Source organism: Burkholderia anthina, assembly GCF_902498995.1.
GTDB classification, from domain to species: Bacteria; Pseudomonadota; Gammaproteobacteria; order Burkholderiales; family Burkholderiaceae; genus Burkholderia; species Burkholderia anthina.
This window is the reverse complement of sequence record NZ_CABVLY010000045.1, coordinates 26,649-37,984: the sequence shown is the minus strand read 5'-3', so window position 1 is coordinate 37,984 and position 11,336 is coordinate 26,649. Positions and strand designations below refer to the sequence as shown.

At 70.7% G+C, this 11,336-nt stretch carries 12 protein-coding genes; 6 read left to right on the top strand and 6 right to left on the bottom strand.

Annotated elements, in window-relative coordinates; translation table 11 throughout:
- From BME24068_RS33850 to BME24068_RS33840, 3 genes are all read right to left on the bottom strand, one after another.
- Nucleotides 1-1,596: DUF802 domain-containing protein (locus BME24068_RS33850; RefSeq protein ID WP_174928701.1), on the bottom strand; the 1,596-nt coding region annotated here is incomplete at its 3' end.
- A gap of 10 nt (nt 1,597-1,606) precedes the next feature.
- The gene (locus BME24068_RS33845; RefSeq protein WP_174928700.1) at nt 1,607-2,362 is read right to left on the bottom strand and encodes a DUF3348 domain-containing protein; all 756 of its coding nucleotides are present in this window, start codon (nt 2,360-2,362) and stop codon (nt 1,607-1,609) included.
- A gap of 385 nt (nt 2,363-2,747) precedes the next feature.
- On the bottom strand, nt 2,748-3,386 hold the full coding sequence (locus BME24068_RS33840) for a LysE family translocator (RefSeq protein ID WP_174928699.1): 639 nt from the start codon (nt 3,384-3,386) through the stop codon (nt 2,748-2,750).
- A 152-nt stretch (nt 3,387-3,538) separates the two neighbouring features.
- Between BME24068_RS33840 and BME24068_RS33835 the strand changes: the two genes are divergently transcribed.
- The 3 genes from BME24068_RS33835 (at nt 3,539) to BME24068_RS33825 (ending at nt 6,175) form a co-directional block, all read left to right on the top strand.
- Nucleotides 3,539-4,003, top strand: a complete 465-nt coding sequence (locus tag BME24068_RS33835; RefSeq protein WP_174928698.1) for a GNAT family N-acetyltransferase — start codon at nt 3,539-3,541, stop codon at nt 4,001-4,003.
- An 8-nt stretch (nt 4,004-4,011) separates the two neighbouring features.
- Complete coding sequence (locus BME24068_RS33830) at nt 4,012-4,602, top strand: hypothetical protein (protein WP_174928704.1); 591 nt, start codon at nt 4,012-4,014, stop codon at nt 4,600-4,602.
- 190 nt (nt 4,603-4,792) lie between these two features.
- On the top strand, nt 4,793-6,175 hold the full coding sequence (locus BME24068_RS33825) for an FAD-containing oxidoreductase (RefSeq protein ID WP_174928697.1): 1,383 nt from the start codon (nt 4,793-4,795) through the stop codon (nt 6,173-6,175).
- 70 nt (nt 6,176-6,245) lie between these two features.
- On the opposite strand, the gene BME24068_RS33820 is transcribed toward BME24068_RS33825, so the two are convergent.
- Nucleotides 6,246-7,139 carry an SDR family oxidoreductase gene (locus tag BME24068_RS33820; protein ID WP_174928696.1) on the bottom strand — a complete coding sequence of 298 codons (894 nt, stop codon included), beginning with the start codon at nt 7,137-7,139 and terminating at the stop codon, nt 6,246-6,248.
- A gap of 96 nt (nt 7,140-7,235) precedes the next feature.
- Here BME24068_RS33820 and BME24068_RS33815 point away from each other — a divergent pair, with 96 nt between their 5' ends.
- The 3 genes from BME24068_RS33815 to BME24068_RS33805 all read left to right on the top strand — a co-directional run bounded on the left by BME24068_RS33815 (nt 7,236) and on the right by BME24068_RS33805 (nt 10,432).
- Nucleotides 7,236-8,105: a helix-turn-helix transcriptional regulator gene (locus BME24068_RS33815; RefSeq protein ID WP_174928695.1), complete on the top strand. Its 870-nt coding sequence runs from the start codon at nt 7,236-7,238 to the stop codon at nt 8,103-8,105.
- A gap of 183 nt (nt 8,106-8,288) precedes the next feature.
- Nucleotides 8,289-9,518, top strand: a complete 1,230-nt coding sequence (locus BME24068_RS33810) for a cyanate transporter (RefSeq protein WP_174928694.1) — start codon at nt 8,289-8,291, stop codon at nt 9,516-9,518.
- Nucleotides 9,519-9,661: 143 nt separating this feature from the next.
- Nucleotides 9,662-10,432: an ABC transporter substrate-binding protein gene (locus BME24068_RS33805; protein ID WP_096500040.1), complete on the top strand. Its 771-nt coding sequence runs from the start codon at nt 9,662-9,664 to the stop codon at nt 10,430-10,432.
- A gap of 98 nt (nt 10,433-10,530) precedes the next feature.
- Here the strand turns inward: BME24068_RS33805 and BME24068_RS33800 are convergent, their stop codons facing one another.
- Nucleotides 10,531-10,914, bottom strand: a complete 384-nt coding sequence (locus BME24068_RS33800; protein ID WP_096500042.1) for a hypothetical protein — start codon at nt 10,912-10,914, stop codon at nt 10,531-10,533.
- Between the two features lie 149 nt (nt 10,915-11,063).
- Nucleotides 11,064-11,231, bottom strand: a complete 168-nt coding sequence (locus BME24068_RS33795) for a hypothetical protein (protein WP_172441866.1) — start codon at nt 11,229-11,231, stop codon at nt 11,064-11,066.
- Nucleotides 11,232-11,336: the final 105 nt, after the last annotated feature.

Genomic DNA, 11,336 nt, shown 5'->3' with positions numbered 1-11,336 from the left:
CGTCGACAGACGTTCTTCGTCGCGCGCCGCCAGTTGCGTTTGCAAGCCCGTATGCGAATCGCGGATCGTCGACAGCAGGTCGTTCGAACGTTGTTCGAACGTCGTAGCCTGTGCGGTCAGATCGCGCGTGGTTTGAGCGAGTGCATCGCAGATTTCCTGCTGACGGCCCGCGCTGTGTGCGCCGGCGCGCTGCCACTCGTCGCCGAGCTTCGCGGCCATCGCGGCCAGTGAAGCGTTCCACGCCGACAGACGCGCTTCGTCGCGCGCGGCCAGTTGCGTCTGCAGGTCCGCATGCGACTCGCGCATCGACGCGAGCGTCGCCCCCGAGTGCCGCTCGAACGTCGCGGCGGCCTCGCCCAGCGCGCGTGCATGCTGGCCGGCCAGCGTCTCGCCGACCTGCTCCTGGCGTGCAAGCGCGTCGCGCCACGCATCCGACAAACGGGTTTCGGTCGATTCGAGGCGCGTCGCGACGCCGTCGAGCAGGTCCGTCGAGCGCTGCGCGAAGGTGTCGGTGAACTGGCCGAGCGTCGTCTGCAACTGCTGCGCGACGGCGTCGCCGGCCTGGCGCTGTGCGTCGATCGCGCGGCTCCAGACGGCCGTCACGTCGCCGGTGGTCTTCTCGAAGCCGTCCGTCAGCCCGTCGAGCTGGCGCTGCACGGCGCCCGTCACGGTGTCGCGCAGCGCGGCCATCTCCTGCGCGAGCCCGGTCATCGTCGCCGCGACGACCGGCTGCAGCGCGGCCCCGGCCACGCGCGCGCTTTCGGCGGCGCTCTCCTTCAGCGCGTCGCCGACGTTCGACGCGAGGCCCGCATACGCACGCTCGGTACGCTCGAAAAACGCCTGCTGGCTTTCGATCTGGCGGTCGTGCAGCGCGACGCTGCGCGCCTCGAGCGTCGTCATCATCGTCTGCAGCCGGTCGACCAGCGCCGGCATCACGTCGGCCTGGCGCTGCAGCAGCCGGAACGATTCGTCGCGCTGGTGCGCGGACGAATGCACGCGCAGCGTCGTCGCGATCTTCGCGTCGAGCTGCTGGCCCGCGTCGATCCGCTCGCGGCGCACGAGCGCGGACAACAGGCCGAGCATCGCGGACGTCGCCACGCCGGCGATCGACGTGCCGAACGCGAACCCGAGCCCCTTCACCGGCGCGATCAGCGATGCGCGGATCGCGTCGAGATCGGTCGCGCTCTCGAGCGCGGCGCCCGTACCCTTCAGCGTGACGACCATCCCGAGCAGCGTGCCGAGCATGCCGAGCAGTACCAGCAGGCCGACGAGATACGGCGTGAGCGCCGGGCCGGGCAGCGCGACGCGCGCGCCTTCGACACGCGCACGCACGGCGCCGCGCAGGCCCGGATGCAGCGTATCGAGCCACGTGTCGAGCTTCGCGGGCGGCTCGGTCAGGCCGGCCACCGCGCGCGACAGCGTGGCGGTCGCCTGGCGGTAGCGTTGCAGCTCCCACGCGCCGGCGACATAGCATGCGCCGATCAGCAGCGTGACGGCCGCCGCGAGCGGGTTCGACGCGGCATAACCGACGCCGATCCAGCACACTGCCAGCAAGCCGGCGATGAAGACAACGAGATCGAGACGAATTCTGGACATAGCGTATTGATTAGCAGGTACGAAGGGCCGCGAGCAGCCCGTCTACCGTTTGAAACCGGACTTCGAGTTCGGCGAGCAGGATGCTTTGCATCTCGTCGCGGAACGTGTCGAGCCACGTGCCGGGCACGATCGCCGCGGCGGACGGCGCATCGGCCGCGGCCGCACCATCGCCATCGGCCGCTGCCTGCGCAGCGGCGAGCGCCTGCCGCTCCGCGTCGCGCAGCCGCTCGAAGCGCGTGCCGAGCAGCGCGGCCACGGCGGACAGCAGGCTGCGCTCGCGCGCGCCGAGCACGCGCTCCATGATCGCGTCGAGCGTCGCGAGCCGCGCCATGCCGGACGAGCGCGCGGCGAGCGCGACCCGCAGGCGGCCGCGCAACTGGCCGATCGCGGTCTCCATCTCCTGTTGCAGGGACAGACAACGCTGGCGGAAATCCGCGAAATCGGCCGTGTCGGCGGGTGGCGGCGGCATGTCGCCGGGCCGCCGCCGCGTGCGCGGGCGGTTGGCGGTCGTGATCGCCTGCGCGAGATCGTGGCGCACGCGCGCGCAGTCGCGCTCGGCGTCGTAACCACGCACGCCGGCCGCGACGCCGGGCGGGCTCGCGGTCAGCGCGGACGACAACGTGATCGCATCGGTCCAGCCGAGCCATTGGCTCAGGCGGTCCGACAGCGTCTGCCGGGATTCCGCGACATCGGCATCGGTCAGGCGCGCGAGCAGCCGGACGAGCGTCGGACCGCTCAGCGCCGGGCGCGGGGGAGCTTGCACCATGCTGCAAACCGTCAAAAAAGGCAGCAGTTTACACGTCGTCGGGAGGTCGACCGCCAGAATCGGGGGAGCGGCCGGATTCGGCACGCCGCGCAACGGGCGCGAATGCCCGCCGCACAAGGCTCGCGGGCCGATGATGGGGGCTGTGGAATGGGCCGGCGCGATGCAGGCGACGCCGATGGCCGCCTGCCGAAACCGCTCCGCTATCGCCGCGGCCCATGGCCGGCGTGGCCGGCGACGTTCGCTGAATCAGGATTCGGCCGCCCGCGTGCGACGCCCTCGCGGCACCCGCCGGAAGATGGGCGCCCGAGGCAGGGGCTTGCCGGGCGCGCCATCGGCCATGAAATGAAGCCGGGCATCCGCCCGGCAGTAGCACCATCGCCGCCCGTCAGATCCCCGCCTTCGGCGCGTTCAGGATCAGCCGCAACCCGAGCAGCGTGATCGCACCGGCCGCGACGCGGTCGACCCACTTCTTCGCACGCAGGTAGAGTTCGCGCGGACGGCGCGTGGAGAAGCACAGCGCGACGATCGTGTACCAGCCGAATTCGACGCCGAACACGAGCGGCGGCAGCGCCAGATAGCACCACAGCGGCGGATGCTGCGGCAGGAGCGCCGCGAAGATGCTGCCGTACCAGATGGCCGTCTTCGGGTTGCTCAGCTGGGTCGTGAGGCCCGTCCAGAACGACTTGCGCGCGCTGCCGGCGACGCCGGCCTGCGGATCGTCCATCGCGATCGGCCGGTCGGCGCCGCGCCAGATCTTCGACGCCATGTAGATCAGATACGCGCCGCCCGCCAGCTTGAGCCCCACATAAAGCCACTCGACCGCCTGCAGCAGCGTGTAGAGCCCGGCCAGCGCGACGCCGCCGAACGCGATCCCGCCGACGCCCATGCCGAGCGCAGTGGCGAGCCCGTCGCGGCGCGACAGCCCGATCGAGTTGCGGGCCACCAGCACGAAGCTCGGGCCCGGAATCATCGCGCCGAGCCACAGCGCGGCCAGAATGGCGAATACGGCAGCCGATGCAGTCATCGAAGTCTCCTGGAACAGTGACGCCGCTGCGCCGGCGCCCGCGCGTCGTTTCCCGACGGTGAATCCGGCGATTCTGGCACGCTTCGCGGGCCGCCGAAAGCGCCTGCGCGCTGTTATGCTGGCTGCCGTTCCCGCCCTCCCGCACCGCCGCCATGATCGAGATCCGCGCCGCCCGCTATCCGGACGATGCCGCCGCCGTCGAAGCGATCTTCCGCGAGTACATCGCGAGCCCCACCGTCAGCCTCGCGTTCCAGGACTACGAGCCCGAGCTCGCCGCGCTGCCGGGCAAATACGCGGCGCCGCGCGGGCAGTTGCTGCTCGCGTGGCACGGCGAGCGCGTGGCCGGTTGCGCGGCGTTTCGCGAAATCGACGCGGCAACGTGCGAGATGAAGCGCGTGTACGTGCGTCCCGACGCGCGCGGACTGAACGTCGGCCGCCAGCTCGTCGAACGGCTGCTGCACGACGCGAAGGCGGCCGGCTATGCGCGGATGTGTCTCGACGTGCTGCCCGAGTTCGTCGCGGCAAGGCAACTGTATGCGTCGCTCGGCTTCACGCCCGCGCCGCCCGTCGCGTTCAATCCAGTGCCCGGCACCGAATTTCTCGGCAAGACGCTGTGATGGGTGCGATGCGCGCGCCGGCCGCGGCGGTTCGCCGGGCCCTCGTTCCGTTGCTCGCCGCGTGGTGGTGCCATGCGCACGCGGCCCCGCCACTGCCGCCGTCGGTCGCCGCGCAACTGCCGGCCGGCTACCGGCCGTTCGTCGCGCAGCCGGGGCCGGCGCTCGCCGACGGGCGGCACAGCCTGCTCGTCGTCGTGCATCGCGCGGTGGATACGCGCGAACGGCCGTCGCCGCGCCCGTTGCTCATCTACGAGGAACAGGCCGACCACACGTACCGGCTCGCCGCGCGCAACGACAGCGCCGTGCTCCACGCGAACGACGCGCTGCAGTGCGACCCGTTCGACCCGGAAGACGCCGCCGACGGCGGAATCGCGGTGAAGGGACGCTATTTCACGGTGCAGAACGACGTCGCGTGCGGACAGCACTGGAGCGACTACGTGACGTTCCGCTACGACCCGCGTACGCAGGGTTGGGTGTTCGCCAGCCAGATCTACACCGAATCGTTCCCGCTCGAGCCCGACAAGCCCGATTTCGTCAGCGCGGTGCGCGCCGATGCGCACCGGCCGGTGTCGTTCGGTCAGTGGCGGCGCAAGGAATGAAAACTGCGCGCGGCGCGTCGTAACGCCGGCGGCGGCGCCTTCCTTCAACGCGATACGTCCCCGCCGCGCCGCACTCGCGAGCGCGCGCCAACGGGGCTACCATAGGCGCTCGTCGCCGTTCGGGCGCGCCGGCGCGGCATGCGGCCTGCGCACGCCCCCTTCCCACGTTGAACCCGCGCAGGAGGACGTCATGACGCAACACTTCGACGCGATCGTCATCGGCACCGGGCAAGCCGGGCCGCCGCTCGCCGCGCGGCTCGCCGGCGCCGGCATGAAAGTCGCGATCGTCGAGCGCGGCCGCTTCGGCGGCACGTGCGTCAACACCGGCTGCATTCCGACCAAGACGCTGATCGCGAGCGCGTACGCCGCGCAGCTCGCCCGGCGCGCCGAGGAATACGGCGTGTCGGTCGGCCCCGTGAGCGTCGACATGAAGGCCGTGAAGGCGCGCAAGGACCGGATCTCCGGCCGCTCGAACCACGGCGTCGAGCAATGGGTACGCGGGCTCGACAACACGACCGTGTTTCAGGGCCATGCCCGCTTCGAGCGCGCCGACGCGGTGCGCGTGGGCGACGCGCTGCTCGAGGCGAACCGCATCTTCATCAACGTCGGCGGGCGCGCGCAGATTCCGCGGATGCCGGGGCTCGACTCGGTGCCGTACCTCACCAACTCGACGATGATGGACGTCGACTTCCTGCCCGAGCATCTCGTGATCATCGGCGGCAGCTACGTCGGGCTCGAATTCGGCCAGATGTATCGCCGCTTCGGCTCGCGGGTCACGATCGTCGAGAAGGGCGCGCGGCTGATCCGTCGCGAGGACGAGGACGTGTCGCAGGCGGTGCGCGAGATTCTCGCGAACGAAGGCATCGACGTGCAGCTCGACGCGACCTGCCTGAACGCGCGGCGCGACGGTAACGGCGACGGCGTCGTGGTCGGCCTCGACTGCACGGGCGGCGGCCGCGAAGTCGCGGGCTCGCATCTGCTGCTCGCGGTCGGCCGCGTGCCGAACACCGACGATCTCGGGCTCGAACGGGCCGGCGTCGCGACCGATGCGCGCGGCTACATCACCGTCGACGAACAATTGCGCACCAGCGTGCCCGGCATCTGGGCGCTCGGCGACTGCAACGGGCGCGGCGCGTTCACGCACACCGCGTACAACGACTACGAAATCGTCGCGGCCAACCTGCTCGACAACGATCCGCGCAAGGTATCCGACCGCATCACCGCGTACGCGATGTACATCGATCCGCCGCTCGCCCGCATCGGCATGACGCTTGCGGAAGCGAAGCAGACCGGCCGCCGGCTGCTGGTCGGCACGCGCCCGATGACGCGCGTGGGCCGCGCCGTCGAAAAAGGCGAGAGCCAGGGCTTCATGAAGGTGATCGTCGACGCGGACAGTCACGCGATCCTCGGCGCGTCGATCCTCGGCGTGACGGGCGACGAAGTCATCCACGGGATGCTCGACGTGATGGCCGCGGGCGCGCCGTACACGACGATCAGCCGCGCGATGCACATCCACCCGACCGTGTCGGAGCTCGTGCCGACATTGCTGCAGGATCTGCATCCGGTCGAATGACGGCGGCGACAGGCCGGCACGCCCGCGCACCGTGCGTGCCGATCGCGACGGGCGGCACGCACGCGCGCCGTCAGCCTTCGAAATACCGCGGCCGGTCGATGTCGGCGATCAGGCCCGGCTGCCGCGGCGCCCAGTCGAGCCGCGCACGCGTGCGCTCGCTCGTTGCGGGCGCATCCATCCCCGCGAACATCGCGAACCAGCCGAAGTGTTCGCCGGCCTGCTCCGCCGATTTCGCGACCACCGGGACGCCGAGCCTGCGGCCGATCACGGCCGCGATCTCGCGGAACGGCACCCCCGTATCGTCGACCGCGTGATAGCGCGCACCGGCCGCACCGCGTTCGACCGCGAGCCGGTACACGCGCGCCGCATCGAGCCGGTGCACGGCCGGCCAGCGGTTGCCGCCGTCGCCGATGTAGGCCGATGCGCCCTTTTCCCGCGCGAAAGCAATCAGGCGCGGCACGAAGCCGTGATCGCCGTCGCCGTGCACGGACGGCGGCAGCCGCACGACCGACGCATGCACGCCGCGCGCGTGCAGCGCGACCGCCGTCGCCTCCGACGCACGCGGATAGACCGCCGACACCGGCACGTGCGGATCGTCCTCCGTCGCCGCGCGGCCGGGCGCGACGAGCGCGAGGCCCGACGTCACGACCAGCGGACGCGCCGAGCCCGCGAGCACCGCGCCGATCGTTTCGATCGCGCGGCGGTCGAGTTCGCAGTTTTCCGCGAAGCGCGAGAAGTCGTGATTGAATCCCGTGTGGATGACCGCGTCGGCGGCGTGCGCCCCGCGCGTCAGGCTGTCGTGATCCTCCAGCGATCCGCGCTGGACGTCGGCGCCCGCGGCCGCGACCGACGCAGCCGCCGCGTCGGAACGCGCGAGGCCGAGCACCGAATGCCCGGCCGCCAGCAACTCGGCGACGACCGCGGAACCGACGAACCCCGATGCTCCCGTAACAAAGACACGCATGTTCAGCACCTCCGGATGAAATGGAGGGCTTACTATCTGTCGACCGCCGCGCGCGGTGAAGACGTGACGGTTTACCGGTAAACGAACTAACAGGCTATGGCAGACGCACCCGACAACCTGCTCGGCGCGTACCTTCGGGACCGCCGCGAGAAACTCGACCCGGCGGCGCTCGGGCTGCCGGCCGCGCGCCGCCGCACGCCGGGCCTGCGGCGCGAGGAAGTCGCGCAGCGCGCGCACGTGAGCGCCGCGTGGTACACGTGGCTCGAACAGGGGCGCGGCGGCGCGCCGTCCGCCGACGTGCTCGACCGGCTCGCCCGCGCGCTGCTGCTCAACGACGCGGAGCGCGAGCATCTGTTCCTGATCGGCCTCGGCCATCCGCCCGGGGTGCGCTATCACGCGAGCAGCAGCGTGACGCCGCGCCTGCAGCACGTGCTCGATTCGCTCGACGCGAGCCCGGCGATCGTGCGTACCGCGACGTGGGACGTCGTCGCATGGAACGACGCGGCAGCCGCGACGCTGACCGACTACGCGACGCTGCCGCCGCCCGCGCGCAACATCCTGCGGCTGATCTTCGTCGACGCCGGCGTGCGCGATGCGCAGCCGAACTGGGCGCGCGTCGCGCGGTTCGCGGTGGGCGCGTTTCGCGCCGACATCGCACGCGGCGGCGCGACGCGGACCGTGCAGGCGTTCGTCGACGAGATGCGCGCGACGAGCGCCGAATTCGACGCGATGTGGCGCGACCACGACATCCGTTCGCACGACGAAGGCACGAAGGAAATCCGTCATCCGCAGGCCGGCCGGATCGCGCTCGAATACTCCGCATTCTCGGTGACCGGCCGCCCGGATCTGAGCCTCGTGATCTTCACGCCCGCGTCGGCGGCCGATCGTGCGCGGATCCGGATGCTCGTCGCGGCGCGGGAGCAGGCCCGAGAACGGGCCCGCGTATCGCAGGCGCCTGCCGCATAGCGCCGCGCGAAACCGCTCGCCGCACGCCACGCGGGCCGCTCCCATCCGGCCCCGTCACCCCGCGTCAATCCATCGCATTCCGCACTGATACCCAGTCGAATATTTAATTTTCCCCTGACGGGGCGCGCCTTTACCCTTTCGGCATCGCATCACTGGGCCTGCGGCCCACCCTGGAGCATTCCGTTGACCGACCCTGGCACCGCCCAAGCTGTTCCCCGCCCGCACGCGGCTTCCGTGTCCTATGGCGCGCTCGCGCTGCTGGTGCTGGCCGGCCTCAACCTGCGTCCGTTCCTGACCGCGTTCGGCCCCGTGCTCGACCTCGTGCGCGCCGACACGGGCCTCGGCTTTCGCGCGGCCGCACTGCTGACCACGCTGCCGTTCGTGCTGATGGGCGTCGTCGCCGGCATCGGCGTCGGGCTGGCGCGCCGCATCGGCGAGCAGCGCGCGCTGACCGGCGCGCTGGCGCTGATCGCCGCCGGTTGCACCGCCCGCCTGTGGACGGGCAGCAGCGCCGGGCTCGTCGTCACGGCGATCGTCGCCGGTGCGGGCGTCGCGGTGGTCCAGTCGCTCGCGCCGGGCCTCGCGAAACGCTGGTTCGTCGACCGCCTGCCGCTCGCGATGGGCCTCTATTCGGCCGCGCTGGTCGGCGGCGGCGCCTTCGGCGCGGTCGCGAGCCCGTGGCTCGCCGCGCATGGCGGCTGGCGTCTGTCGCTCGCCGTGTGGGCCGTGCCCGCCCTCGTCACGCTCGCGCTGTGGCGCGCGAAGGCGCCGCACGACACCGCGCATGCGGCAGCGGCATCGACGCCCGTCGCCGCGTTCGCGCGGATTCCGCGCGCATGGCAGCTCGCGCTGTTCTTCGGCCTCAGCAACAGCGGTTACGCAAGCCTGGTCGCATGGCTGCCCGCGTTCTATCACAGCGTCGGCATGAGCCCGCAGGCGAGCGGCAACCTGCTCGCCTGGATGGCGCTGTTCCAGGCGGCCGGCGCGCTCGCGATGCCGATGCTCGCGAAACGGGCGCACGATCGCCGCCCGGTGCTGTGGCTCACGCTCGCGCTGCAGACGGCCGGCTTCGTCGGCTTCGCGACGATGCCCGCGCTCGCGCCGTGGATGTGGGTCGCGAGCGTCGGCCTCGGGCTCGGCGGCTTCTTCTCGATGAGCCTGATCGTCACGCTCGACCACCTGCCGGATGCGCGGCTCGCGGGCGCGCTCGCCGCGTTCGTGCAGGGCGTCGGCTTCCTGACCGTTGCGTCGAGCCCCTGGCTGATCGGCTGGCTGCGCGACGCGGGCGGCGGCTTCGCAATCGCGTGGTGGATGCACATCGGCGTGATCGCCGCGATGGCCGCGTTGAACGCGACGTTCTCCCCTGCCGGCTACCGGCGCAGCATGGCGCGCATCACCGGCGCCTCGCACTGAACCGGATTCCCTGACCCGGCCGGCCGCCGGCATCGCCCGGCGACCGGCCACCGCCCGCTGCATGGCCGGGCGCGGGTGGTCACGCCAATCGGCCGCCGTGTCGCTTCACCTCAAACAAAACCAACCGGTAAATGGAGACAACCATGAAAAAACTCGTCATGGCCGTCGCGCTCGCGCTGACGGCAGGCACCGCAGTCGCGAAGGACCCTGCCGTCCTGCGCCTCGGCGTCGATCCCAGCTATGCGCCGTTCGAATCGCTCGCGCCCGACGGCAAACTCGTCGGCTTCGACATCGACCTGGGCAACGCGATCTGCGAACGCATGAAGGTGCGCTGCGTATGGGTCGAGAATGCGTTCGACGGGATGATCCCCGCGCTGAAGGCGCGCAAGTTCGACGGCGTGCTGTCGTCGATGAGCGTGACGGAGAAGCGCCTCGCGCAGATCGCGTTCACGGACAAGATCAACAACGTGCCGCCCCGGCTCGTCGCGCGCCGCGGCTCGAACCTGCAGCCGACGCCCGCGTCGCTGGCCGGCAAGAGCGTCGGCGTCGAGCAGGGTACGACGCAGGAAACCTATGCGCGCACGTACTGGGAACCGAAGGGCGTGATCGTGCGCACGTACCAGACGCAGGATCTCGTCTACCAGGATCTGCTGTCGGGGCGGCTCGACGCATCGCTGCAATCGTCGGTGCAGGCGGACCTCGGGTTCCTGAAGACGCCGAAGGGCGCGAACTTCGCGTTCGCGGGGCCGGCGCTGCATGATCCGAAGACGCTGGGCGTCGGCTCGGCGATCGGCCTGCGCAAGGACGACGACGCGCTGCGCACGCACATCAACCAGGCGCTCGCGAGCCTGATTCAGGACGGGACGTATCAGCGGATCGCGAAGAAGTATTTCTCGTTCGACATCTACAACTGACGAACGCGGGCGGAAAACGCCGAGCGGCGTCGTGCGCGCATGCACGACGCCGCTTCTTCGTTCGTCGTTTCAGTCAGTCGAGCCGTTAAGACCGGGCGTTACGCCGCCGGCGCCAGCAAATTCGTTGCAAACGACTTCGCATGCGCGACGGCCTCTTGCGCATCGGGGAAGACGCCGAGCTCGTCCCAGTGCTCTTCGGCCGCGTAGGTGCCTTTCACCGCGAGCGCGCGCTGCACGCGCAACTGCGCCGCATATCTGCCGTCTTCCAGCGGTCGGGCCGCCGCGATGATCCGATGCGGCAGACTGGTGCCCTCGGGCTGGACCAGCTCGACAGGGCCGCCGACCGCGCCGATATCCTTCAACTCGTTCCTCGTCTTGCAGTCCGGGCAGTAGAAGCACCAGCCCGCGTCCTCCTGGCGGGACCTGACCTGCCCTCGAGCCAGCACGGCACGGCATTCAACGTTTTCGCAGATGAACGGCATGGCAGTCTCCGAAGTTGTTTGACGGAAATCCTAGCATGTCCGTCGGCGCTCAACCATCGGCATTGGCCGTGCCGGTGCGTCGGCCCGGCGCGTCGTTTCAGCTTGCGATCGCCTTGCGCTACGCGGCGCGTTCGGCCGGATACGGGCGCTCAGACGTCGTAGCCCGCATTGCGCATCAACTGGCGCGACACGTCGCCGCGCGCGCCCTCGGCATCGTATTGCGCGCGCAGCCTCGCGTCCGCCTTGCGGGACACGCCGCGGGACATGGTCGCAACGATCGCGAAAAAGGCCACGACAAAGAAAACGATCAGCATCATGTTGCTCCTGACTGGCCCGACCGGACAGGGCCACGACGTTCGCGCCGGCCTGCCTCGGCAAGCCATCGCAGGTGGCGCCTGATGCCGCGCTGCGCGCTATCCGGT

What these genes read in the sequence shown, in the direction of transcription:
- BME24068_RS33845 (WP_174928700.1), bottom strand. Translation starts at nt 2,362, where the DNA reads ATGGTGCAAGCTCCCCCGCGCCCGGCGCTGAGCGGTCCGACGCTCGTC.
- BME24068_RS33840 (WP_174928699.1), bottom strand. Translation starts at nt 3,386, where the DNA reads ATGACTGCATCGGCTGCCGTATTCGCCATTCTGGCCGCGCTGTGGCTC.
- BME24068_RS33835 (WP_174928698.1), top strand. Translation starts at nt 3,539, where the DNA reads ATGATCGAGATCCGCGCCGCCCGCTATCCGGACGATGCCGCCGCCGTC.
- BME24068_RS33830 (WP_174928704.1), top strand. Translation starts at nt 4,012, where the DNA reads ATGCGCGCGCCGGCCGCGGCGGTTCGCCGGGCCCTCGTTCCGTTGCTC.
- BME24068_RS33825 (WP_174928697.1), top strand. Translation starts at nt 4,793, where the DNA reads ATGACGCAACACTTCGACGCGATCGTCATCGGCACCGGGCAAGCCGGG.
- BME24068_RS33820 (WP_174928696.1), bottom strand. Translation starts at nt 7,139, where the DNA reads ATGCGTGTCTTTGTTACGGGAGCATCGGGGTTCGTCGGTTCCGCGGTC.
- BME24068_RS33815 (WP_174928695.1), top strand. Translation starts at nt 7,236, where the DNA reads ATGGCAGACGCACCCGACAACCTGCTCGGCGCGTACCTTCGGGACCGC.
- BME24068_RS33805 (WP_096500040.1), top strand. Translation starts at nt 9,662, where the DNA reads ATGAAAAAACTCGTCATGGCCGTCGCGCTCGCGCTGACGGCAGGCACC.
- BME24068_RS33800 (WP_096500042.1), bottom strand. Translation starts at nt 10,914, where the DNA reads ATGCCGTTCATCTGCGAAAACGTTGAATGCCGTGCCGTGCTGGCTCGA.
- BME24068_RS33795 (WP_172441866.1), bottom strand. Translation starts at nt 11,231, where the DNA reads ATGATGCTGATCGTTTTCTTTGTCGTGGCCTTTTTCGCGATCGTTGCG.